At 65.7% G+C, this 24,507-nt stretch carries 20 protein-coding genes; 6 read left to right on the forward strand and 14 right to left on the reverse strand.

All coding sequences use genetic code 11. The annotated features are described in order from the left end of the window. Positions 1-223 precede the first annotated feature (223 nt). A complete protein-coding gene (locus IVB12_RS19865; RefSeq protein WP_247301233.1) occupies positions 224-1,117 on the reverse strand; it encodes a LysR family transcriptional regulator in 894 nt (297 codons plus the stop codon). Between the two features lie 223 nt (positions 1,118-1,340). Between IVB12_RS19865 and IVB12_RS19870 the strand changes: the two genes are divergently transcribed. The 5 genes from IVB12_RS19870 to IVB12_RS19890 are packed head-to-tail and all read left to right on the forward strand — an operon-like array spanning position 1,341 to position 7,333. Further along, positions 1,341-1,841 (forward strand): formate dehydrogenase subunit gamma, encoded by a 501-nt coding sequence (locus tag IVB12_RS19870; RefSeq protein ID WP_247301234.1) that lies wholly within the window; start codon positions 1,341-1,343, stop codon positions 1,839-1,841. After that, positions 1,838-3,394: an NADH-quinone oxidoreductase subunit NuoF gene (locus IVB12_RS19875; RefSeq protein WP_247301235.1), complete on the forward strand. Its 1,557-nt coding sequence runs from the start codon at positions 1,838-1,840 to the stop codon at positions 3,392-3,394. Before IVB12_RS19870 ends, IVB12_RS19875 begins: the two co-directional genes overlap by 4 nt. 10 nt (positions 3,395-3,404) lie before the next feature. Continuing rightward, a complete protein-coding gene (gene fdhF / locus IVB12_RS19880; RefSeq protein ID WP_247301236.1) occupies positions 3,405-6,278 on the forward strand; it encodes a formate dehydrogenase subunit alpha in 2,874 nt (957 codons plus the stop codon). A 4-nt stretch (positions 6,279-6,282) separates the two neighbouring features. Next, positions 6,283-7,110, forward strand: coding sequence for a formate dehydrogenase accessory sulfurtransferase FdhD (fdhD, locus tag IVB12_RS19885; protein ID WP_247301237.1), 828 nt, complete (start codon positions 6,283-6,285; stop codon positions 7,108-7,110). After that, positions 7,100-7,333: a formate dehydrogenase subunit delta gene (locus IVB12_RS19890; protein ID WP_247301238.1), complete on the forward strand. Its 234-nt coding sequence runs from the start codon at positions 7,100-7,102 to the stop codon at positions 7,331-7,333. The genes fdhD and IVB12_RS19890 overlap by 11 nt, the downstream gene beginning before the upstream one ends. On the opposite strand, the gene IVB12_RS19895 is transcribed toward IVB12_RS19890, so the two are convergent. From IVB12_RS19895 to IVB12_RS19955, 13 genes are all read right to left on the reverse strand, one after another. After that, a complete protein-coding gene (locus tag IVB12_RS19895; RefSeq protein ID WP_247301239.1) occupies positions 7,290-10,277 on the reverse strand; it encodes a bifunctional [glutamine synthetase] adenylyltransferase/[glutamine synthetase]-adenylyl-L-tyrosine phosphorylase in 2,988 nt (995 codons plus the stop codon). The two genes, IVB12_RS19890 and IVB12_RS19895, sit on opposite strands and share 44 nt — an antisense overlap. Beyond that, complete coding sequence (locus IVB12_RS19900) at positions 10,274-11,734, reverse strand: ATP-binding protein (RefSeq protein WP_247301240.1); 1,461 nt, start codon at positions 11,732-11,734, stop codon at positions 10,274-10,276. Before IVB12_RS19900 ends, IVB12_RS19895 begins: the two co-directional genes overlap by 4 nt. Further along, the gene (locus IVB12_RS19905) at positions 11,718-12,398 is read right to left on the reverse strand and encodes a response regulator transcription factor (protein WP_247275851.1); all 681 of its coding nucleotides are present in this window, start codon (positions 12,396-12,398) and stop codon (positions 11,718-11,720) included. Before IVB12_RS19905 ends, IVB12_RS19900 begins: the two co-directional genes overlap by 17 nt. A 274-nt stretch (positions 12,399-12,672) precedes the next feature. Next, complete coding sequence (locus IVB12_RS19910; RefSeq protein ID WP_247301241.1) at positions 12,673-14,250, reverse strand: Do family serine endopeptidase; 1,578 nt, start codon at positions 14,248-14,250, stop codon at positions 12,673-12,675. Positions 14,251-14,534: 284 nt separating this feature from the next. Continuing rightward, a complete protein-coding gene (locus tag IVB12_RS19915; RefSeq protein ID WP_247301242.1) occupies positions 14,535-15,017 on the reverse strand; it encodes a cytochrome c-type biogenesis protein in 483 nt (160 codons plus the stop codon). A 4-nt stretch (positions 15,018-15,021) separates the two neighbouring features. Continuing rightward, positions 15,022-17,004, reverse strand: a complete 1,983-nt coding sequence (locus tag IVB12_RS19920) for a heme lyase CcmF/NrfE family subunit (protein WP_247301243.1) — start codon at positions 17,002-17,004, stop codon at positions 15,022-15,024. Next, the gene (ccmE, locus tag IVB12_RS19925) at positions 17,001-17,540 is read right to left on the reverse strand and encodes a cytochrome c maturation protein CcmE (RefSeq protein WP_247301244.1); all 540 of its coding nucleotides are present in this window, start codon (positions 17,538-17,540) and stop codon (positions 17,001-17,003) included. The genes IVB12_RS19920 and ccmE overlap by 4 nt, the downstream gene beginning before the upstream one ends. Positions 17,541-17,577: 37 nt before the next feature. Next, complete coding sequence (gene ccmI, locus IVB12_RS19930; RefSeq protein ID WP_247301245.1) at positions 17,578-18,684, reverse strand: c-type cytochrome biogenesis protein CcmI; 1,107 nt, start codon at positions 18,682-18,684, stop codon at positions 17,578-17,580. A 131-nt stretch (positions 18,685-18,815) separates the two neighbouring features. Further along, complete coding sequence (locus tag IVB12_RS19935) at positions 18,816-19,085, reverse strand: hypothetical protein (RefSeq protein ID WP_247275889.1); 270 nt, start codon at positions 19,083-19,085, stop codon at positions 18,816-18,818. A gap of 99 nt (positions 19,086-19,184) precedes the next feature. Then, positions 19,185-20,585, reverse strand: a complete 1,401-nt coding sequence (locus IVB12_RS19940) for a hypothetical protein (protein WP_247301246.1) — start codon at positions 20,583-20,585, stop codon at positions 19,185-19,187. Between the two features lie 159 nt (positions 20,586-20,744). Further along, complete coding sequence (locus IVB12_RS19945; protein ID WP_247301247.1) at positions 20,745-22,121, reverse strand: sensor histidine kinase; 1,377 nt, start codon at positions 22,119-22,121, stop codon at positions 20,745-20,747. 84 nt (positions 22,122-22,205) lie between these two features. Then, a complete protein-coding gene (locus IVB12_RS19950; protein ID WP_128934932.1) occupies positions 22,206-22,877 on the reverse strand; it encodes a response regulator transcription factor in 672 nt (223 codons plus the stop codon). A 243-nt stretch (positions 22,878-23,120) separates the two neighbouring features. Next, positions 23,121-23,276: a hypothetical protein gene (locus tag IVB12_RS19955; RefSeq protein ID WP_247275860.1), complete on the reverse strand. Its 156-nt coding sequence runs from the start codon at positions 23,274-23,276 to the stop codon at positions 23,121-23,123. 231 nt (positions 23,277-23,507) lie between these two features. Here IVB12_RS19955 and IVB12_RS19960 point away from each other — a divergent pair, with 231 nt between their 5' ends. Then, entirely contained in the window at positions 23,508-24,491 is a 984-nt protein-coding gene (locus IVB12_RS19960; protein WP_247301248.1) for a Ku protein, read from the forward strand. Positions 24,492-24,507 lie beyond the last annotated feature (16 nt).

Here is a 24,507-nt window from a genome sequence, read left to right on the forward strand (position 1 = left end):
TGAACCGCTGTCGGCCCCAGAGCTTGTTCACCTCTCCCGTAGGGAGAGGTCGGATCGCATCGCAAAGATGCGATCCGGGTGAGGGGTTACACTCCCACCAATCGCGGCGGCCCCTCACCCGGATTGCGCTGGACGATGCGACGCATCGCCCAGCGCAATCCGACCTCTCCCCGCTGGGGAGAGGTGGCACCTAGGCTGCCGGCACACCTGATCTCGTAATGCGCTATGATTGTAGCGAGGGCGCGACCTCGCGCGCGACATTGACCAGCGCCGCGATCAGCGGCGTCATCGGATCGCGCTGCGGGATCACGAGGCCAATGCTGTAATTGACTTCGGGGTCGGCGATCGGGATCGAACGCACCGTGTCGGACAGGCCGAGCGTCTCGGCGAGCTTGGCCGGCATCACGCTCGCCCAGCGCCCAGTCTTGACGTGCGTGAACAGCACCAGCAGCGAGTTCGAGGTCAGCGTCGGTGTTGCCTCGGCACCGACCGAGCGCAGCGCGCGATCGATGATGCGGCGGTTCTGCATGTCGGGCGTGAGCAGGCACAGCGGCACCTGCCCGACCTCGGTCCAGGTCACCGTCTCGCGGTCACCGAACATCGCATCGGGGGCCGTCAGGAGCCGGTAGCTCTCGTTGTAGAGCGGAATGGTTCGCACCTTGCCGATCGGCTCGTTCTCGATATAGGTCAGCCCCGCATCCACCTCGAGATTTTCCAGCAGCCCCAGCACCTCGGACGAGGTGGTGGACTGGATGCGGAAGCGCACCTCGGGATGCCTGGCGCGGAACGGCGTCGTCAGCGCGGCGACCATGCCGAGCACGGTCGGGATCGCCGCGATGCGGATCTCGCCGGAGAGCTGATGCTTCAGTCCGTTGATCTCGTCGCGCATGGCGCGGGCATCGCCCACGATCCGCCGCGCCCAATCCAGCGCCCGCTCGCCTTCCGGCGTAAAGCCCTGGAAGCGCGACCCGCGCTGGACCAGCATCACGCCGAGGATCTCCTCGAGCTGCTTGAGCCCGGTCGACATCGTCGGCTGCGTCACGCCGCAGACCTCCGCCGCGCGTCCGAAATGCCGCTCCTTCGCCAGCGCCAGCAATAGTTCAAGCTTGTCGATCAACCGGTCGTCCCCTCGAATTCTGTCGTGGCATGCAAGCTAGCACGCTCGCCCCCTTGCAACACGCAAAAACCGCCGAGCGGAACGCCCATAATTGCATTTTCGGATCGACCGATCGCCCATGCCAATCGATCCGAATTCGCAATCGCAGCACGGGACAGCTTTATTGATCTTCGAGTGATTCCAAATAGTTTGCGATCAGAAACGCTTAAGTTGAGAACGAAGAATGACAGCGGTTTACGAGCCTTGCTACGAGCCTTGCTATGAGCCTTGGGGCGAAACGCGCGGCGCCGAGATCATCGCCGAACACGCTCGGCAGGAAGGCGCGACGCTCGTCATCCTGCATGCTCTTCAAGAGGCGTTCGGTTACGTGCCGGAGGCCGCCATTCCGATCGTGGCTCAGGCGCTGGATCTGTCGCGCGCCGAAGTGCACGGCGTATTCACGTTCTATCATGATTTCCGGCACAGGCCGGCCGGCCGCCATGTGCTGAAGCTCTGCCGCGCCGAGGCCTGCCAGGCTGCGGGCGGCGATGCGCTCGCTGCACGCGCCGAGGCGAAGCTCGGCGTGCCGCTCGGCAGCACCACCGCCGACAATCGTGTCACGCTGGAGCCGATCTACTGCCTCGGCCTGTGCGCGACTGCGCCGTCCGCGATGCTCGACGGCCGCCTGATCGGACGGCTCGATCAGAAGCGCCTCGATGCGCTGGTTGCGGAGGCGCAGCGATGAGCATGCGTCTATACGTCTCGCGCGATGCCGGCGCGGTGGCCGTCGGCGCCGACGAGGTCGCGCTGGCGCTTGAGCAAGCCGCCGCCAGGCGGGGCGTTGCAATCGACATCGTCAGGACCGGCTCGCGCGGCCTATACTGGCTGGAGCCGCTGGTCGAGGTGGCGACACCGCAGGGCCGCATCGCGTTCGGCCCCGTCGCCGAAACCGACGTGCCCTCCCTGCTCGATGCGCTCGCCAGCAACACGCCGCATCTACTGCGGCTGGGGGCGGTCGACGAGATCCCCTGGCTGAAGCGCCAGACCCGCCTCACCTTCGCCCGCTGCGGCGTGATCGATCCGCGCTCGCTCGACGACTACCGCGCCCATGGCGGCTACAGGGGCCTGGAGCGCGCGCTCTCGCTCGGCACGGATGCGATCCTGAGCGAGGTCACCGCGTCCGGCCTGCGCGGCCGTGGCGGCGCGGGCTTTCCGACCGGCATCAAATGGAAGACGGTCGCGCAGGCCAAGGCCGACCGCAAATTCATCGTCTGCAACGCCGACGAGGGCGACAGCGGCACCTTCGCCGACCGCATGATCATGGAAGGTGATCCCTTCCTGGTGATCGAAGGCATGACGATTGCTGGCCTCACCGTCGGCGCGGCCAAAGGTTACATCTACATCCGCAGCGAATATCCGCACGCGGTCGAGGCGATGAACGCTGCCATTACGGCGGCGAAGCGCAGCGGCTATCTCGGCAGCAACATCGGCGGCTCGAAACAAGCCTTCGATCTCGAGGTGCGCGTCGGCGCCGGCGCCTATGTCTGCGGCGAGGAGACCTCACTGCTGGAGAGCCTCGAAGGCCGCCGCGGCCTCGTGCGCGCCAAGCCGCCCCTGCCGGCGCATCACGGCCTGTTCGGCAAGCCGACCGTCATCAACAACGTGCTGTCGTTCGCGGCGATCCCCTTCATCCTCGCTGAGGGTGCCAAGGCCTATGCGGATTTCGGCATGGGTCGTTCGCGCGGCACGATGCCGATCCAGCTCGCCGGCAACATCCGCCATGGCGGGCTGTTCGAGACCGCGTTCGGCGTGACGCTCGGCGAGCTCGTCGACGACGTCGGCGGCGGCACGTTCACCGGCCGGCCCGTTCGCGCGGTCCAGGTCGGCGGCCCACTCGGCGCCTATTTCCCCCGCGCCCTGTTCGACACGCCGTTCGACTATGAGGCCTTCGCCGCGCGCGACGGCCTGATCGGCCATGGCGGCATCGTCGTGTTCGATGACAGCGTCGACATGCGCAGGCAGGCGCGCTTCGCCATGGAGTTCTGCGCGGTCGAATCCTGCGGCAAGTGCACGCCGTGCCGGATCGGCTCGACCCGGGGCGTCGAGACCATCGAGAAGATCATGCGGGGCGAGCGCGTCAGCGAGAACATCATGCTCGTCGAAGACCTCTGCAACACCATGAAATTCGGCTCGCTCTGCGCGCTCGGCGGCTTCACGCCCTATCCCGTGCTCAGCGCATTGAAGCACTTCCGGGAGGATTTCCTTCCGGCGCCGACCACGCTTCAGGCCGCGGAATAGGAGAACGACCATGTCTCTGATCGAAGAAATCGACTTCGGCACGCCGCCCTCGAAATCGGAAACGGTGGTGACGCTGACCATCGACGGCAAGCAGATTTCGGTGCCCGAGGGCACCTCGATCATGCGCGCGGCGCTGGAGGCCGGCCATCAGATTCCAAAGCTCTGCGCCACCGACATGGTCGACGCGTTCGGCTCCTGCCGGCTCTGCCTGGTCGAGATCGAGGGCCGCGCCGGCACGCCGGCCTCCTGCACCACGCCCGCGACGAACGGCCTCGTCGTGCGCACCCAGACCGAGCGGCTGAAGCAGCTTCGCAAGGGCGTGATGGAGCTCTACATCTCCGACCATCCGCTCGATTGCCTCACCTGCGGCGCCAACGGCGATTGCGAATTGCAGGACATGGCCGGCGCCGTGGGCTTGCGCGACGTGCGCTACGGCTATGAGGGCGAGAACCATGTCTTCGCGAAGACGGATGGCTGCAGCAACGACAAATGGATGCCGAAGGACGAGTCCAACCCGTACTTCACCTACGATCCTTCCAAGTGCATCGTCTGCTCGCGCTGCGTCCGCGCCTGCGAGGAGGTGCAAGGAACCTTCGCGCTGACCATCTCGGGCCGCGGCTTCGACAGCCGTGTCTCCCCCGGGATGAACGAGAGCTTCCTCGGCTCCGAATGCGTCTCCTGCGGCGCCTGCGTGCAGGCCTGCCCGACCGCGACGCTGACGGAAAAATCCGTGATCGAGATCGGTCAGCCCGAGCACTCCGTCGTCACCACCTGCGCCTATTGCGGCGTCGGCTGCGCCTTCAAGGCCGAGATGCGCGGCGAGGAAGTCGTGCGCATGGTGCCGTACAAGAACGGCAAGGCCAATCGCGGCCATTCCTGTGTCAAAGGCCGCTTCGCCTGGGGCTACACCAACCACAAGGAGCGCATCCTCAAGCCGATGATCCGCGAACGGATCGAGGATCCCTGGCGCGAGGTGTCGTGGAACGAGGCGTTCTCGTTTGCCGCCGCCAGGATGCGGGGCATTCAGAAGAAATATGGCCGCGACGCCATCGGCGGCATCACCTCGTCCCGCTGCACCAATGAAGAAACCTATCTGGTGCAGAAGCTGATCCGCGCCGGCTTCGGCAACAACAATGTCGACACCTGCGCCCGCGTCTGCCACTCCCCGACCGGCTACGGCCTCGCCACCACCTTCGGCACCTCCGCCGGCACGCAGGATTTCGACTCGGTGGAGGACACCGATGTCGTGCTCATCATCGGCGCCAATCCTGCCTCGGCGCACCCGGTATTCGCCTCGCGACTGAAAAGGCGGCTGCGCCAGGGTGCAAAGCTGATCGTGATCGATCCGCGCCGCACCGAGATGGTGGAATCGCCGCATGTGAAGGCGCTCCACCTGCCCCTGATGCCCGGCACCAACGTCGCTGTGATGACGGCGCTGGCGCATGTCATCGTCACCGAAGGGCTCGTCAACGAAGCTTTCGTGCGCGAGCGCTGCGACTGGAGCGAGTTCGAGGAATGGGCCGCCTTCGTCGCCCAGCCCAAGAACAGCCCGGAAGCCACCGCCATGCTCACCGGTGTCGACCCCAAGGCGCTGCGGGAAGCGGCCCGCATCTACGCGACCGGCGGCAACGGCGCGATCTATTACGGCCTCGGCGTCACCGAGCACAGCCAGGGCTCGACCACCGTGATCGCGATCGCCAACCTCGCGATGGCGACCGGCAATATCGGCCGTCCCGGCGTCGGCGTGAACCCGCTGCGCGGCCAGAACAACGTACAAGGCTCCTGCGACATGGGCTCGTTCCCGCACGAGCTGCCCGGCTACCGCCATATCTCGGGCGATGCCGTGCGCGACCAGTTCGAGGCGCTGTGGAATGTCAAGCTCAACCCGGAGCCAGGCCTGCGCATTCCCAACATGTTCGATGCCGCGGTCGAAGGCACCTTCATGGGCATTTACGTGCAGGGCGAGGACATCCTCCAGTCCGATCCCAATACCTCGCACGTGGTGGCGGCGCTGTCGGCGATGGAATGCGTCATCGTCCACGATCTCTTCCTCAACGAGACTGCAAACTACGCCCACGTCTTCCTGCCCGGATCGAGCTTCCTCGAGAAGGACGGCACCTTCACCAATGCCGAGCGCCGCATCCAGCGCGTGCGCAAGGTGATGACGCCGAAGAACGGTCTTGCCGACTGGGAGGTCACTATCGGCCTCGCCAAGGCCATGGGCTTCGAGATGAACTACAGCCATCCCTCCGAGATCATGGACGAGATCGCGGCGTTGACGCCGACCTTTGCCGGCGTCTCCTACGCCAAGTTAGATGAGCTCGGCTCGGTGCAGTGGCCCTGCAACGAGAAGGCGCCGGAGGGCACGCCGGTGATGCATATCGACGGCTTCGTCCGCGGCAAGGGCAAATTCGTCGTCACCGAGTATGTCGCGACCGACGAGCGCACCGGCCCGCGCTATCCCCTGCTGCTCACGACAGGGCGCATCCTCAGCCAGTATAATGTCGGCGCTCAGACCAGGCGCACCGACAACGTGATCTGGCACGCCGAGGATCGGCTCGAGATTCATCCGCACGATGCCGAGCAGCGCGGCGTTCGTGACGGCGACTGGGTGCGGCTGAAAAGCCGCGCCGGCGAGACCACTCTGCGCGCCGAGATCACCGATCGCGTCGCGCCCGGCGTCGTCTACACCACCTTCCATCATCCGGACACGCAGGCCAACGTGATCACGACCGACTATTCGGATTGGGCTACCAACTGTCCCGAATACAAGGTCACGGCGGTGCAGGTCTCGCCGTCGAACGGACCATCCGACTGGCAGAAGGCCTATGACGCGCAGGCACGGCAGTCCCGCCGCATCGTGCCCGCCGAAGCCGCGGAGTAATGGCATGCACGTAGCGGTCCAGGCTATCGATCGTGAAATCTGGCGCAACGGGACGGCCTCTGAGGGCGCGCGGCTGATCCCGGAGGAGACGGCGCTGGCGCTGACCTATAATGGCGGCACCTACGCCGTGATGATGGGGACGCCGCAGAACCTCGAGGACTTCGCCGTCGGCTTCAGCGTGAGCGAAGGCATCGTCGGATCGGCCGACGAGATCCGATCGCTCGAAATCGTCCGCCTCGACGACGGCATCGAGCTGCGCATGTGGCTGGCGCCGAAGCTTGCCGCGCGCATCAACGAGCGTCGTCGCCACATCGCAGGTCCGACCGGCTGCGGCATCTGCGGCATCGAGTCCATTGCCGAGGCGGTGCGCCCGGCGGCCGTGGTGCCGCAGGGGCAGAGCTTCACGCCGGAAGAAATCATGATGGCGATGCAGGCCATCGCGCCCCTGCAATCGATCAACCTGCAAACCCGCGCCGTTCACGCTGCCGCGTTCTGGTCCCCTGCCGGCAACATCGTCGCGCTGCGCGAGGACGTCGGCCGCCACAATGCGCTCGACAAGCTCGCCGGCGCCCTGGCACGCAGCCGCACCAATGCGCGCGGCGGCATGGTGCTGCTCACGAGCCGCGTCTCGGTGGAGATGGTGCAGAAGACAGCCGCGATCGGCGCCCCCGTGATGGTTGCCGTGTCGGCGCCGACCGCGCTCGCGGTGCGCACGGCGGAAGCCGCCGGCATCACGCTGATTGCCATTGCCCGCCAGGACGGCTTCGAAGTGTTCTCGCATGGTGACCGGGTCGTCGCCCGCCATGCCAGGGAGGTTGCTGATGTCGCCTGACCGTCTGATCTACATGGCCAACCAGATCGGCACATTCTTCCAGAGTCAGGGCCACGACAGGGCCGTGCCGGGCATCGCCGAGCACATCAAGAAGTTCTGGGATCCCCGGATGAAACGCGCGATCTTCGCCCATCTCGATGCGGGGGGCGCGGGCCTTGCGCCTGATGTCCGCGAGGCCCTCACCTCGCTGAAGCAGACGACGACCCTTCCAGCAGCACCCTGAACACGCGCCGCACCTCGCTCTGCGTCTCCTTTACACGCGCCTGCAGCGACGAGAAATCCGGCGCGTCGCCGGCGCGCGCCATCACACGCAGGAGGTCGGTCCCGGCGGTCTCCGGCTTGAAGCGGTCGCTGACGCAGAGCCGCAAGATCTGCGTCAGGTCGTGATAGAGCCGGGCCGCGGCGCGCAATATCTCGGTTTCAGATTGCGCGAGCACGCCGAGCCTACATGCGTTCTCCAGCACCTGCATGGTGCTGACGTCGAGGATCTCCGGCTTGTCGTGGGCGTGCACGAGCTGAAGATATTGCGCGATGAAGTCGATGTCGACCATGCCGCCGGCGGCATGTTTGAGATCCCAGCAATCGGCCTCGCCCTTCTCCTGGGCGATGGCGCGCCGCATGTCGGCAACGTCGTTGGCGGTGATGGCGGGATCGCGGCGGCGGGTCAGGACGTCGCGGATGACGCGCTCGATTCGTTCCCGGAATTCGGGCGAGGCCGACACCACGCGCGCGCGCGTCAGCGCCATGTGCTCCCAGGTCCAGGCCTCGTTCGCCTGGTAGTCCGCGAACGAAACCAGGCTCGAGGCCACGGGACCGGCGCGTCCCGACGGACGCAGCCGCATGTCGATCTCATAGAGCACGCCGTAATTGGTGCGCGTCGTGAAGGCGCTGATCAGACGCTGGGTGAAGCGGGCGAAGTAGTGGGCACCTTGCAGCGATTTCGCACCATCGGAGTCCGGATTGTCGCTGTCGAAATCGTAGAGCAGGATCAGGTCGAGATCGGACGACGCCGTCATCTCGCGGCTGCCGAGCCGGCCCATCGCGATGATCGCGGTCTGCTGATCCCTAATGCGGCCATGCTGGGCGGCAAAGCGCTCGGCAACGAGGCCATGCACGGTGTGGACGATGCCCTCGGCGACGTCCGCAAAAGCGGTACTCGCCTGCTGCGCCGACACCGTGCCGGACAGGATACGCGTACCGATCAGGAACAGGCTCTCCTGTCCGAACAGGCGCAGGCGATCGAGGAACTCTTCGTAGGAGCCCGCGTCCTGCACGGTCGCAGCTAACCGTCCCGACAATTCCTGCCTGTCCGGCATGGCGCCGAAGAAGCGCGGATCGATCAGGCCGTCCATGAGCTGCGGCTGGCGCGCCAGCATCTCGCCGAGCCGGGGCGCCGCGCCTAGCACCAGCGCCACCAGTGCGACCAGATCGCGGTTCTGACCGAGCAGCGTGATCAGCCGGCCGCCGCGCTGAAGCGCGCCGAGGAAATGATCGAACGCCACGACCGCACGGTTCGGCTCCTCGGCATGGGCGAGACCATCGATCAAGGCCGGCACGAATTCGACGAACGCGTTGCGCGTCGCCTCATTGCGGAACACGCGATAGTCGCCGGTGATCCAGTCGCGCACGGTCTGCGCGACGGCGGCCGGCTTCTTGAAGCCGAGCGCCGCAATGTGCTGGAGCAGGCGCGGATCGTCGGGACCGGCACTGTAGTCGAGCGCCGGCAGTTTGGCCGTCCCGGTCGGATCATCGCCCTCGAACAGTTTTTCGTAGTGCCCCTGGACGATCTGGAGCTGGTGCAACAGGTCGCGCGCAAAGGCCTCCCGGTCCGGGTAGCCGAAGAACCAGGCGAAGCGCTCGACCGCCTCCTTGTCCTCGGGCAGTGTATGGGTCTGCTCGTCGGCGATCATCTGGAGGCGATGCTCGACCCGGCGCAGGAATTCGTAGGCCGTGGTCAGTTCGTCGCGCGCCGTGAACGTGATCCAGTTGCTGGAGGCGAGCACGTCGAGCGCTTTGAGCGTCGGCCGGACCCGCAATTCCGGATGGCGGCCACCCGCAATCAACTGCTGCGTCTGCGCGAAGAACTCGATCTCGCGGATGCCGCCGCGCCCGACCTTGACGTTATGGCCCTCGACCGCGACCTCGCTCTGGCCGCGATAGGTCTGCATCTGTCGCTTCATATCGTGCACGTCGGCAAGCGCGGCGAAGTCGAGATGCTTGCGCCAGACGAAGGGCGCGATCTCTGCCAAAAGCGCTTCACCCGCGCGGGGATCGCCGGCGCAGGCGCGCGCCTTGATCATCGCGGCGCGCTCCCAGGTGCGCCCTTCCCGCTCGTAATAGTTCAGCGCGGCATCGCGGGAGATCGCCACCTGGGTCGAGGACGGATCGGGCCGCAGCCGCAGATCGACGCGGAAGACATAGCCGTCATAGGTGCGCTGCTGGAGGATGCGCGCCATGCCTTGCGTCACGCGCACGAAGAACGGCTGCGGTTCGATATCGGGCGCGAGCGTGGTGGCATCGGGATCGAAGAACACGATGAGATCGATGTCGCTGGAATAGTTCAGCTCCCCCGCGCCCATCTTGCCCATCGCGAGCACGATCAGCCCGCAGCCTTCTTCGGGCGCCTCGGGATCGGGCGGTGAGAGCTTGCCGCGTGCAGCTTCCTGCCGCAGCAAGTACTGCAGCGCCGCCTGCACCGAGAACACCGCGATATCTGTCAGCGCCGCCGTCACCCGCATCACCGGCCAGACGCCGCCGATATCGCACAGCGCGATCAGCAGCGCCGCCTCCGCCTTCATCCGGCGAAGCAGGCGCATCACCTCGGCTTCATCCGGCGCCGCGAGTACGGCGGCCCTCGCCTCCGCCATCAGCGCCCCCAGATGCACCTCCGGATCGCATTCGAGCAACCGCATCAGGCGCAAGGGATCGGCGCGCATCAGATCGAACAGATAGGACGAGAATTCCGCGATGCCGGTCAGAATATCCCGCGCGAAGGGACGAACCAGCAGGGATTGGAGACGAGTCGATTGCACCGGCTCGAGCTCGGCCAGCCAATTTTCGAAGCGTCTTTGGTCGGTTGTGGAAGCGGCAACATAGGGAGCCTCCGCGAAGCGTGCCGCGAGGCTCTCACCATGTTTGTCCGCGTTTCCCGGCGCGGAGTGGTTCATGCCACCTTCTGTGGCACATCCGGCATTGGCGGAGCAACCCTGTCGCCGGCGCCCGCGCGCGCCGGCAGCACCAGCGTGGCGACGAGACCGGGATGGGCATCGCCTAGGCGCAACTCACCGCCATGCAATGTCGCAACGGCCGAGGCGAGGCTGAGGCCGAGGCCGGAGCCCGGCAGCGTGCGGCTGGCCTCCAGCCGCACAAATCGCTCGACGACGTGCTTGCGATCCGCTTCGGGGATCCCCGGACCACGGTCGGTGACGCTGAGCAGCACCTGGTCGCCATCGCGCCTCGCCTCGATCGTGATTTGCCTCACGTCCATGCTGACCACGGTTCCCGCGGTCTGCGCCGCCGGCTTGCCGTATTTGATTGCGTTCTCGACGAGATTGGCGAGCGCCTGGCTGATCAGTTCGCGATTGGCGTGAACCGGCGCCGGCTCGCATTTGACCTTCAGGGTCATGCCGTCATCCTCGGCCAGCGGCTCGTAGAGTTCGTGGATGCCATTCGCGACCTCGGCAGCGTCGAAATCGTCCATGTTGCCGCGCGCCTGCCCGGATTCGGCACGCGCGATCATCAGAAGCGCGTTGAAGGTGCGGATCAGCCCGTCGGATTCCTCGATGGTGCGCTCCAGCGCTGCACGGTAGTCCGCCTCGCAGCCCGATTTCGCCAGCGCCTCTTCGGCGCGGTTGCGCAAGCGCGTCAGCGGCGTCTTGAGATCGTGGGCGATGTTGTCGGAGACTTCCTTCAGCCCCGCCATCAGCGCCTCGATCCGCTCCAGCATGGCGTTGAGGTTTTCGGCGAGACGGTCGAGCTCGTCGCCGCTGCGCCCCACGGGCAGGCGCTCGCTGAGATCACCGGTCATGATCCGCTGCGCGGTGCCGGTCATGGCATCGATGCGCCTCAGCACGCGGCGCGCGACGAAGACGCCGCCGCCGAGGCCGAGCACCACGACGATCAGGATCGACCATTGCGCCGCCTTCGCGACGATGCCGAACAGCCGCCGCCGCTCGTCGAGATCGCGGCCGATCAGAAGCCGGAAGCCGTTCTCCAGCTCGGTGACGCGCACCAGCGCGCGATGATCGCGTTCGTCAGCATCCTCGATCCGCCGATAGGCTGTCTCGGACCAGCCGCGCGTCGCCATCACGCCGGGCGCGAGCGAGCCGACGTTGCCGGCGATCGCCTGCCCAGTCGGCGTAGTCACCAGATAGAGGTTGGCGCCCGGCCGCAGCGCCCGGTACTCGATCGCGAGCACGAGGCCCCGCAGGCCGCGGCGGCCGTAGATCTCGTTGATCTCCGAGGTCTCGGAATTCACCGTCTGCGTGATCTCCTCGGTGATCAGCCGCCGCGTATTCCAGGCGAAATAGGCGAGCAGCGAAGCCGCGAACATCGCGAACAGCAGCAGATAGACCAGCGTCAGCCGGAATGCCGTGGTGCGGACGAGTTTACCGAATGCCGTCACGGATCATGTATCCGGCGCCGCGGATCGTATGCAGTAGCGGGCGCTCGAAGCCCTTGTCGATCTTGGAGCGCAGCCGCGAAATGTGCACGTCGATCACGTTGGTCTGCGGATCGAAATGATAATCCCAGACGTTCTCGAGCAGCATGGTGCGCGTCACCACCTGGCCGGCGTGCTTCATGAGGTATTCGAGCAGGCGGAATTCGCGCGGCTGGAGCGTCAGCTCGTCCTTGCCGCGGGCGACGCGGTGGGACAGCCGGTCGAGCTCGAGATCGCCGACGCGGTAGAGCGTGTCCTCGGCGGGCCCGCCGCGGCGGCGCGAAAGCACCTCAACGCGGGCGAGCAGTTCGGCGAACGAATAAGGCTTTGGCAGATAATCGTCGCCGCCGGCGCGCAGCCCCTTGATGCGGTCGTCGACCTGTCCGAGCGCGGAGAGAATCAGCACCGGCGTGGTGTTGCCCTTGTCGCGCAGCGCGCCGATCAGCGACAGGCCGTCGCGCTTGGGCAGCATGCGGTCGACCACCAGCACGTCGTAATCGCCGTTCTCGGCCATGGCAAGGCCTTCCTCGCCGTCGGCGGCATGATCGGCAATGTGTCCGACTTCGCGAAACGCCTTCACGAGATAGTCGGCGGATTCGCGGTCGTCTTCGATGATGAGGAGGCGCATCGTGCGTTCGGCGGCAGTCAAGGGAGTGAACCTTCTCTAAACATGGCGCGAGCGGCAATCGCATGCAAGCCGAGCGGAACGATCTCGGATCGGGGAAAAGGCGGGCGGTGAAGCTGGGGGGACTTCACCGCCCTAGGCCTTCCGACGGAGGGGGGCGTAATTCCACCGGAAGGTAGACAGGGGAAGCAAACGTTGCGCTGCTCCCCCGAAGGGCGCCGTCGGCGGGGGCGACTGATGCCGGCGACACCCTTCATCTCGTAAGCCTCCTGAGGCCTCAGCCCTTGGCGATGGGCACGGCGACGAAGCGCGACTGGCCGCCGCTCTTCACGCGCATCAGGACGCTGTTCTTGTTGTCGGTCCGCGCCGTGTTGATGGCATCGCGGACTTCGGCGGCGGTGCTGACGCTCTTGCCGCCGACTTCGAGAATCACGTCGCCTTCCTTAAAGCCGCGTTCGGCCGCGGCGCTCTTCGGATCGACTTCGGTGACCACGACGCCTTCCTTGCCGGCGCCGGCCACGGAATTGGCGGGCGCAACGGTCATGCCGAGCTTGGGCACGTCGGTGCCGCGGCTCGCACCCTTGCCACTGTCATTGTCGGTGTCGGCCTTGGCCTCGACCGTGTTCGGCAGCTGGCCGAGGGTGAGGTTGACGACCTTATCCTGGCCCTTGTGCAGCACGTTGAGCTTCACCGAGGCGCCGGGCGCCATACCGCCGATGGTGCGGGCAAGCTCACGAGCGTCCTTGACGGGCTCGCCGTTGACCGCGGTGATCACGTCGCCGGACTCGATGCCGGCCTTCGCCGCCGGACCGTTCGCCTGCGGCTCCGCGACCAGCGCGCCTTCGGCCTTCTTCATGCCGAGGCTGTCGGCGATGTCAGACGTCACCGGCTGGATCTGTACGCCGATCCAGCCGCGGCTGACCGAGCCCTTGTCCTTGAGCTGGGCCACCACGCTCTTCACGGTGTTGGCGGGTATCGAGAACGCGATGCCGACGCTACCGCCGGAGGGCGAGTAGATCGCGGTGTTGACGCCCATCACCTCCCCCTCGGTGTTGAAGGCCGGACCGCCGGAATTGCCCTTGTTCACGGGCGCGTCGATCTGGATGAAATCATCATAGGGACCGTTGCCGATGTCGCGGCCGCTGGCCGAGACGATGCCGGCGGTCACGGTGCCGCCGAGGCCGAAGGGATTGCCGACCGCGAGCACCCAGTCGCCGATCCGCGGCTTGCCGTCGGCGAGCTTGGCGAACGGGAAATTCGAGCTGCCCTCGACCTTGATCAAGGCGAGGTCGGTGCGCTGGTCGGTGCCGATGACCTTGGCGGTATAGGTCTTGCCGTCGTCGGTGGTGACCTCGACCTTGTCGGCGCCGTCGACCACGTGATTGTTGGTCACGGCATAGCCATCGGGCGAGATGAAGAAGCCGGAGCCCTGGCCCTGAACGACGCGGCCACGACCGCCCTTCAGGCCCGGGAAACCATCCGGACCACCGAAGCGGCGGAAGAAGCGCTCCATGGGCGAGCCCGGCTGGAACGGCGAGGAGGAATCATCGCCGTCATCGTTGCTCGCGGTCTTCTCCTTCATGTTCACTTTCACCGAGATCACCGACGGCTTCACGCGCTCGACGATGTCGGCAAAGCCGATCGGACGCTCGACCTTCCGAACCTCTTGGTTGACCTGCGCATGCGCCGGGCTGGAGAACAGGTCGCCCGGCGAGGTCGACGGGCTGAAGCCATAGACGGATGCGCCGAGGCCGGCGACGACCGAGGCCATCAGCGCGATCTTGCGCGCGGAGAATACCGACCGGCGCGGCTGCCGGTAGGACGGGAGGTGGGAGAGGTCGGAACGGTCGGTCATGCAGAAATCTCCAGGGCCTTGAATTCTTTTAGGTGCCGGATGCCAGCACCTTGCGGACCTGAAGATGGGGGCTCCCGCCTTACCGCGCGCTGGCGGCGGGGTTAAACTTTCGTAATGAAGGGCAGCGGCGATGCGGCAGTTTAACGCAGGCTAAAAGTTCTGGTCCTACAGGAACTTAGTCGAGTTCCGGTGAAACGTATCGGAACAGCTTTTGGTGACCTGGATTGCTCCGCAGCGGCACCACTCGAGGCCGTTGGGCTTTCTGGGCCGCGCCCCGTTTTCAGCTACTGCGACTTCGCATCGTCCGACATCAAGCCGGCGAGCCGCGCCTCTTCCTCGGGCGTGAGCGGCGGTGCTGGCAGATCTGCACCGCTCCGCGCGCGGCGCCGGATTTGCAGCCATAGCGCCAGGCCGCCGCCAACCAACAGAAGCGGCGCGAGCAGCCATAGCAGCAGGGTCTGGCGTTCGAAGCGCGGCTTCAGCAGCACGAACTCGCCATAGCGCGCGACCAAGAAGTCGAGCACCTGCGAATTGCTGTCGCCGGCGGCAATCCGCTCGCGCACCAGCAGCCGCAAATCGCGCGCCAGCGGCGCGTCGGAATCGTCGATCGACTGGTTCTGGCAGACCATGCAGCGCAGCTCGCGCGACAGTTCGCGCGCACGCGCCTCCTTGACGGGATCCGACATGATCTCGTCGGGCTGCACGGCGTGTGCCGCAGGCGAGGCCAGCAGCATCAGCGCGACGATCACGAACCTTATCCGGCGCATCGGATTACTCCGCGGGCTGGAGCCGCTGCTTGGCCCGCGCCGGCTTGGGCGCGCCGACCCGCAAGCGGCGATCGGACAGCGACAGCACGCCGCCAAACGCCATCAGCACCGGTCCCCACCAGATCAGCAGCACCATCGGCTTGTAATAGATGCGCACGGCAATGGCACCCTCGGCGGTGGCATCGCCGAGCGAGACGTAGAGCTGGCTCGCGCCGCGCGTCAGCAGGGCCGCTTCGGTGGTGGACGAGCCGCGCGTGGTGAAGCTGCGCTTGGACGGCGTCATCATGCTCAGCGTCTCGCCGTCGCGGCTGACATTGAACTCGGCGATCATCTCCCGGTAGTTCGGGCCCTGACGCTGAAACAACCCCTCGAGCTTCACGTCGTAGCCGGCGACATGGGCGACGTCGCTCTGCTTCATCGTCGCGATATATTCGCTGTTCCAGGTGGTCTCGCAGACGATCCCGATCAGCGCGACGCCGAGGCCGGCATGCGCCAGCGTGGTTCCCCAGGCCGAGCGCGGCAGGCCACGCGCCCGGTTCAGCACTGTGGCGAACGGCAGGCGAACCAGGCCCGTCCGCTCGACGATGTCGGTGACAGCGCCGGCGATGACGAAAACACCAAGCCCGATCGCCAGCGGCGCCAGCGCGCTGCCGCCGCGCGCCCAGGCCCAGGCGACGGCGATGGCGACAAGGCTGGCAACGCCCGCCGCGAGCAGGCGCTGCGTCACGCCGAGCAGATCGCCGCGCTTCCACGCAAGCATCGGCCCGAACGGCACGGCGAACAGCAACAGGGCAAACAGCGGCGCGAAAGTGAGGTTGTAGAAGGGCGCGCCGACCGACATCTTGAAGTCGGCCAGCATCTCCATCGCCAACGGATAGAGCGTGCCGAACAGCACGACCGCACAGGCGACGGTAAGCAGCAGGTTGTTCAGCACCAGCGCGCCCTCGCGCGAGATCGGCGCGAACAGGCCGCCCTGCTTCAACGAGGTGGCACGGCCCGCGAACAGCGCCAGGCTGCCGCCGATGAACAGGCAGAGGATCAGCAGGATGAACACGCCGCGGGTCGGGTCGGTCGCGAAAGCATGCACCGAGGTGATGACGCCGGAGCGGACCAGGAAGGTGCCGAGCAGCGACAGCGAGAAGGTCAGGATCGACAACAGGATGGTCCAGACCTTCAGCGCGTTGCGCTTCTCCATGACCAGCGCCGAATGCAGCAGCGCGGTGCCGGCGAGCCACGGCATCAGCGAGGCGTTCTCGACCGGATCCCAGAACCACCAGCCGCCCCAGCCGAGCTCGTAATAGGCCCAGTACGAGCCCATGGCGATGCCGAGCGTGAGGAAGATCCAGGCCACCAGCGTCCACGGCCGCACCCAGCGCGCCCAAGCCGCGTCGATCCGCCCCTCCATCAGCGCCGCGATGGCGAAGGAGAACGAGATCGAGAAGCCGACATAGCCGAGATAGAGCATCGGCGGATGCACGGCGAGACCGATGTCCTGGAGCACCGGATTGAGATCGCGTCCCTCGAGCGGCGGGCTCGTGATGCGCAGGAAGGGGTTCGATGTCATCAGGATGAAGAGATAGAAGGCGCTGGCGATCCAGGCCTGGACGCTCAGCACGTGCGCGCGCAGCGACAGCGGCAGATTGTTGCCGAAAGCCGCAACCAGCCCGCCGAACAAAGCGAGGATCGACACCCATAGCAGCATCGAGCCTTCATGATTTCCCCACACGCCGGTGATCTTGTAGAGCAGCGGCTTCATCGAGTGGGAATTCTCGTAGACATTGGCGACGGAGAAATCCGAGTTCACGTGCAGCATCACGAGCGCCATGAACGATGCCCCGACGAACAGCAGTTGCGCCAGCGCGGTGGACCGCGCCACGTTCATCAGCGCGGTGTCGTGCAGGCGTGCACCGATCAACGGCACGACGGACTGGATCAGTGCAAGCCCGAGCGCCAGCACCAGCGCGTAATGTCCGGATTCTGCGATCACCGCATGGCTCCCTGCGGGTTACCCTGCGCCGTCGTGGCCGCAGGCTTGCTGCCGCCCGAAGCCTTGCCATCAGAAGCCTTGGCTTCAGAAGCCTTTGCGTCGTAATCGTCCTTCCAGTGGCCCTGCTTCTTCAGGGCATCGGCAACGTCCTTGGGCATGTAGGTTTCGTCGTGCTTGGCGAGCACGGTGTCGGCCTTGAACACGCCGTTGCCGTCGAGTGCGCCTTCGGCAACGACGCCCTGCCCTTCACGGAACAGGTCCGGCAGGATGCCCTTGTAGGCGACCGGCAGCTTGGCGTTGCCGTCGGCGACCTCGAAGGTCACCGCGAGATTGTCGCCGCGCTGGAGCGAGCCGGGCTGCACCAGCCCGCCGAGACGAAACCGCTTGCCGGGTTCGACGTGCTTCTCGGCCACCATGGTCGGAGTCGAGAAGAACACGATGGAGTCGCGCAATGCGTTGAGCACCAGCGCGGCGGCGAGCGCAAGCACGGCGAGCGAGCCGCCGATGATGGTCATACGTCGCTGCTTGCGCGTCATGGCGTATCCGTTCTCCGCTCGTCTGGTCCCGAAATCGTCATCCGTCGAGCCCGAGAGTCCTGAGCCCTTCGTTGAGCTGGCGCAGCCGCTCGGCATCGCCGGCAACCGCCTGGCGGGCATCGGCCGATGCCCCCACCGCCTTGCCGCGGTCGCCCATCACGAGATAGGCGCGCACCAGGCGCAGCCACCCCTCGACGTCGCCGCCGTTCTGCTTGAGGCGGGTGGCGAGGCGTTCGACCATGCCGCGCACCATCGCGTTGCGATCGTCCTCGGCCATATCCTTGGAGGCTGCGATCGTCTCGTCCGACAGCGCTGGCATCGTGCCGCCGCCGACCCGCGCCAGCGAGGACTGCACCAGAGATCGCCACGGCGCATCCGCCGGCGCCTTCGCCAGCAGCGCGCGCCAGATATTGGCCGCATCATCCTTGCGGCCGTCCTGCTCGGCGGCGAGCCCCAGGAAGTAGTTCGCCTTGGCATCATCGGCATCGAGCGCGTGCGCACGCTCGAATTCCGCTTTGGCCTCGGCGGTCACGACCCCGCCGGCGGCCGCCGAGAGCGCCTCGCCGAGATCGGACCGGCGCTCGGCGCTCTCGCCATTGTAGGTGAGCGAGTTGCGATAGGCGCGCACGGCATCATCGAAGCGGCCGAGCCGCTCCAGCACCGGCGCGAGCACGTTCCAGCCGCGACCGTCAGTCGGATTTTTTTCCAGATGTTGCTCGACCTGCACGACGAGATTCTCGAGCGATTGCGCCATCCCGGATCCGGATCCACGCTCGCGCTGCGCCAAGGGAAAGTCCTGAAGCCTGGGCGAGCCCAGCGGCATATAGACGCCGACCGCAACCAGCGGCAGGCCGGCCAACGCCAGCACCGCGGCCGCGCGGCGCCATTTGAGGCTCGATTTCGGCGCCATGGCAGGTTCGCTGGCAGCGGCGAGCAGCCTGCGGCTGATCTCGACGCGGGCCGCCTCGGCTTCAGGAGCGGCGATCAGTCCGGTGCCGAGATCACGCTCGATTTCGGCCAGTTGGTCCTTGTAGACGGCAATCTCGCTGCCTTGATTTTGCGCGGCTCCGCTGCGGCCGAGCGGCAGAAGCACGGCGAAAATCGCCGCGACTGTCATCAGCGCGAACACGAACCATAGCGTCATCTGGCAGGCTTCCGGCGGCGCGCGATCCGCGCCCATAGGTGGCTTTACACCACGGCCGGAGGAGGCGGCAATTGACAATTGTCAATTCGGCGCGACCGCGCCTGGTCCCGAAACGGAGAAACTCCAACAGCTTAGCCGATGTCGAAGTCCGCACTCTGCGCGGCATCCTCGCCGTGCCCGTTGAAGGCCTTCAGGAAATATGTTCCCGGCCTGACAGCATCCGGCAATCGGATGCGCAGCGCCCCGACTGGAACCGGAGACGCGACCCTGGTGAGCGTTTCAGACAATTGCCGGCCGCTTGCCTTCTCGACCAGCACCACCTTCGCGCCGACCATCAGTCTCTGATATTTGGCAACAACGACGCGGTTCTCGATTTCGATGGAGCTGATAACCGGTTTCATGCGCCCACAAATAGAAATTCCCCAGACTTGCTGGCGACCGTAGGGCGCGATATCGGTACCGTCAACCAGAAATTGTGACAACGAAAATATGCGCTCGGATCAGCTTGCGCGCGACGATTTGCGCTCGCCCGTCGCCGCATTCTCGGCCGCGCGACTCATCAGCGAGGCGTAGTCGTCGCCGAACAGCACCTGACAGAAGCGGATCGCGGCCTGCACCTGCTGCTGCCGATAGGTGCGGACCTTGTGATCGGCGGCGCGCAGCGACTGCACCAGTTGCTCGGTCGAGCGTTCGACATATTGCTGGAGGTCGGAATAGGTGCGCAGCGTCACCTCGTTGATCGCAAGCTCACTCGCATAGTTGCGGCAGGTCGCGACGAAATCGATCAGCGCCACGGTTTCCTCGACCTCGGTGCTGTCGATTCGCGCCCCTGGCGGAATGTCCTTCTCGGCGCGTTGGCGCAGGATGCGACGAACGCGGCCGGGAACGCTGTCGATCTCGGATTGCAGCGCATTGGAGATGTCGGCCCGGATCGAGACCAACTGCTTGCCCCAGGCGGAATCGTTCCGCAGATCGAGCTCGGTGCGCAGGCCGCGCACGCCGTCATGCAGCGCCTTGAGATTGTCGGCGACATTGTCGAAATGGCCGCGCTTGATGTCCATGCGCAGGACCGCGGCCACACAGGACAGATCGTGCAGGGCGATCGTGACGGCGACACCATAGGGCGTTGCCGCGACGCGGATCTCGTCGTCCGAGGCGGCAATCTTGATGGCGAGGCGGATGATCTGCCACGGCGCGGTCATCCGCTGCACCACCATGGACAGCGCGAAGGGCAGCATCTGCGGGGTCTGGAGGACTGGAATGTTGAGCGCCGACGTCACCGAGGCGATCTGGGAATCACCGAAGACGCGCAAGAAGCGCGGCAACTTCTCGTTCAGGGCGGCGATGGCTTCGCGAACCTGGAGCACCGCACCGATTGAATAGAGGTCCTCGATCACGTTGGGCGGGCCGACACGGGCCAGCGCGCGCGACTTGTCGCCGCCGCCTGGCCCCGTCAGCTCGAGGATGGCGTTCGCCGCCACCGCCTGGAGCCTCGAGGCCAGCGCCTCGACCTGGCCTGCACTGTCTAGCGGTATGCGTGCCAGCGCCGCCTCGAATTCCTTGACTTTGTCCGGGGCGCCGTCACGGCCGAGCCATTGCCAGATTGGATGCAGCGAGGAGCGGCGGATTTGTCCGACCCGGACCGGGGCGCCCGCCTCGACCAGGAACGGTTCCAGCACTTGGAAGAGAAGCCGCGACAGATCGTCCGTGCGCGGCGGCGGGGCTTCGTCGGCTTCGGTCTTGCGGACGATCTTGCGCAACTGCTCGAGCACGAGGGTCGCGACAGCCGTGTCCTGGCCGCGCTCCAGCGCGCGCTCGAACTCTCGCATCAGCAGTGCCTGCGACTGCGGCGGGAGCTGCGCGAGATATTCCCTCAGCCGCTCGATCGATGTCTGGCTCATGCGCCCGGGTCATGCACGGTAAATGGCGGACATGGGATGCGTCCGGGCGCGATCTTAGGAGCTCCCCACTTAAGAAGCCGTTTAGGAAGTCGCCTCGAATGCCACCGGCTTTTGCCGAGAAGCATCGGCCACGGCGAAAAATCAAGTGAGAACAAGAGATTACAATCCCGGGAGGACCAGCTCGGCTCGCAACCCCCCGATCGGCGCGCCGCCGAGGGAGAGGCTGCCGCCATAGAGCGCGGCGAGGTCGGTCACGATCGACAGTCCCAGCCCCGAGCCCGGCTTGGACTCGTCGAGCCGCTGGCCACGCCGGGAGACCTGGGTGCGCTCGGCCTCCGACAGGCCGCGGCCGTCATCGTCGACGATGATCCGCAGACGTGGGCCGGAGCCGGCCAGTTGCGGCGTCTCGACCGCAACCTCGATGAAGACGCGTGAGGCTGCCCATTTGCAGGCATTGTCGACCAGATTGCCGACCATCTCATCCAGATCCTGGCGCTCGCCCCGGAACCTCGCAGACGGATCGGCCTTGGCCTCGACCACGATGCCGCGGTCGCGATGGATCTTCTCCATCGTCCGCCGCAGCGCCTCGATCGCGGGCGCCACCTCCGTCACCGTCGCGACCACCGAGACCCGTGCCGCAATGCGCGCGCGCTCCAGATGATGGGCAACCTGGTCGCGCATCACGTCGGCCTGCTCCATCACCTTGGCCGCGAACGGATCGGCCGCGTGGGCGCCGGCCTCGTTGAGAATGACGGAGAGCGGCGTCTTGATCGCATGGGCGAGATTGCCGACATGGGTGCGCGCCCGTTCGACGATTTCGCGATTGGCATCGATTAGCCCATTGGTCTCGCGCGCCAGAGGCGCGATCTCGACGGGAAATTCACCCTCGAGTCGCTCCGCCCGACCCGAGCGGATGTCGGCGATGGATTCCGAGATGCGCTTGAGCGGCGCCAGACCGAAGCGGACCTGGAACACGGTCGTCAGCAGCAGCACGATGCCGAGCGCCGTAAACGTGCCGCCGAGGTAATAGTCGAAGCTCCGCGTCTCGTCGAAAATCTCGGTGGCGTCGCCGGCCACGCTGACGAGAAATTTGCCGTCGGCGCCCAGATCGACCGGCCGCTCCACCATACGCAGGTTCTGCCCTTCCGGCCCGTCGACATAGGCGAGCCGGATGCCGGCGGCGGTGAGCTCGGCCCCCTGCTCTTCCAATTTCGGCAGTTTCTTGTCCCAGAGCGAGCGCGAGGAGCGCACTTCCGGCTTCTCGGTGTCGGTCCGCGTGATCTGCCAGTACCAGCCGGACAGCGGCAGGTCGAACAAGGGCTCGCCCAGCGACTGGAACTGGCGGTCGGGCGGCTCGTCGGGGGTGGCGACCTCGGCGATCAGCGTGCGGAGATAGAGATTGAGACGGCGGTCGAAGGAGCGCTCGGTGGCGTTCTTGTAGACCGAGGACAGCACGACGCCGGTAATGGCCAGGATCACCACGAGCCACGCGGTCGCCGAGAGGAACAGGCGGTTCGCAAGTGAGCTAGCGGGCATCGGAACGATCCCGGGAGGCGCAGGATGGCAAAGCGTCGGTCATGACCGGACCAAGGCCCCTGGCGGGCCGCCCGTCAAGCCGCTTCAAGCGCCGGGACTGGGCGGGGTCAGGAGATAGCCGAGCCCGCGAACGGTCTGGATGATGTCGACGTCGAGCTTCTTGCGGATGCGGCCGACGAAGACCTCGATTGTGTTGGAGTCGCGGTCAAAATCCTGGTCGTAGAGATGCTCGACCAGCTCGGTGCGGGAGACGACACGCCCGGAATGGTGCATCAGATAGGCCAGAAGCCGATATTCGTGCGAGGTCATCTTCACGGGATTGCCTGACACGCTGACCCGGCCTGTCCTGGTGTCGAGCGTAACGGGACCGCAGCTGAGCTCGCTCTGGGCGTGGCCGGTCGAGCGGCGCAGCAGCGCGCGGATGCGTGCCAGCACCTCCTCCAAATGGAACGGCTTTGCGACATAGTCGTCGGCGCCGGCGTCGAACCCCTGCACCTTATCGCTCCAGCGGTCGCGCGCAGTGAGGATCAGGACCGGCATGGTGCGGCCGTTGCGGCGCCAGGCCTCCAGCACCGAGATGCCGTCCTTCTTCGGCAGGCCGATGTCGAGCACCACGGCGTCATAAGGCTCGTTGTCGCCGAGATAATGCCCCTCCTCCCCGTCGAAAGCGCGGTCGACGACGTAACCGGCGTCGGTCAGCGCCTTGGTAAGCTGGCGATTGAGATCGGGGTCGTCCTCAACAACGAGCAGGCGCACGCTTCTCTCCAAAGATTAGCTGCAAGAACAGGCTGCATGACCACGGCCAGAGATGAGCAATTCCGGCGTGAACCCAATATGAACGCGGGGAACCGGCCAGGTTACTTTTTGGTCATATACGACCTCTGACGCGCCGACGCGACTGCGCCCGCCAGGCAACCGGGCGAGCCGGCAGCATGGCGGGCGCAAAGTGTTGCGTCACGCGGCGAATATGAAGATCCGTGGCGTTCGGATCCAGCCGGGTCAGGTCCGGAAGAACACGAACCAGACGACGGCGAGGATCAGGACGGCAAGGCCCGTCGAGATGGCAAGCAGCGCCGCCACCGAAGGCCCGGGCTCGCCCTGGCGCGCCTCGGTCGGAGTTTCCACGATCTGATGCCGCTCTCGCGTGGTTGCCATAATGCCCTCAATCTCTGGACGTCGCTTCGATAGCCGCGACCTCCTCGCAGCCGATGTCCCGAGCCAACGCCTGATTGAATATGATGTTCCGGCCTTTACGCTTCGATCCGCAGGAGAGCAGGCCCAGCGGCCGGTTAACGCAGTTGCAAGATTCAGCAACCCGCCTTGCTATGATTCGTTGTGCCCTGATGGTATCCTAGTCGTCTGTCCCCGTTGCGTTTGGAGTAGCCCATGGCCCCCCGCGCCAATTGGAAGGGTTTTCTGCGTCTATCGCTCGTGACCTGTCCGGTCGCGCTCTATCCGGCCACTTCGGATACCGAGAAGGTCTCCTTCAACCAGATCAACCGCAAGACCGGCCACCGGATCAAGTACCTCAAGGTCGATGCCGAGACCGGTGACGAGGTGACGTCGGAGGACATCGTCAAGGGCTACAAGGTCGATACCGACACTTATATCGAGGTCACCAAAGACGAGCTCGACGAGATCGCGCTGGACTCCACGCACACGATCGAGATCGACGAGTTCGTGCCGAAGGCGGACATCGACAGCCGCTACCTGATCCGTCCCTATTACCTCGTGCCCGATGGCAAGGTGGGCCACGACGCCTATGCGGTGATCCGCGAAACGATCCGCAGCATGGATAAGGTCGCGATCGGCCGCGTGGTGCTGACCAACCGCGAGCACATTATCGCGCTGGAGCCGCTCGAGAGCGGGCTGATGGGCACGCTGCTGCGCTATCCCTACGAAGTGCGTAGTGAAAAGGAATATTTCGACGACATCCAGGACGTGAAGCTGACCAAGGACATGCTCGACCTTGCCAAGCACATCGTCGAGAAGAAGTCCGGCGCTTTCGAGCCCGAGCTGTTCGAAGATCACTACGAGACCGCGCTGATCGATCTCATCAACAAGAAACGCAGCGGCATGCCGATCACCGCCAAGGCGGCACCGAAGACCGGCGGCAACGTCATCAATCTGATGGACGCGCTGAAGAAGAGTCTCGCGAGCGAGCGGGAGACGGCTCCCGCGGCGGGGGTCGCCAAGGAGACCGTCAAGGGCAAGAAGCCGAAGAAGCGCGTCGAGGGCCAGCGCGAGATGCTGCTGCCAATCGCCGGCAAGAGCGGCAAGGACGCCGCGGCGAAAACCGCGCCCAAAGAGGCTTCGAAAAGGGCCGACAAGCCAGTACGTGCGCCAGCGCGAACGAAGAAGGCCGGTTAGCGACCTCACACTTACG

It is taken from the genome of Bradyrhizobium sp. 179 (assembly GCF_023073535.1).
Lineage (GTDB): Bacteria > Pseudomonadota > Alphaproteobacteria > Rhizobiales > Xanthobacteraceae > Bradyrhizobium.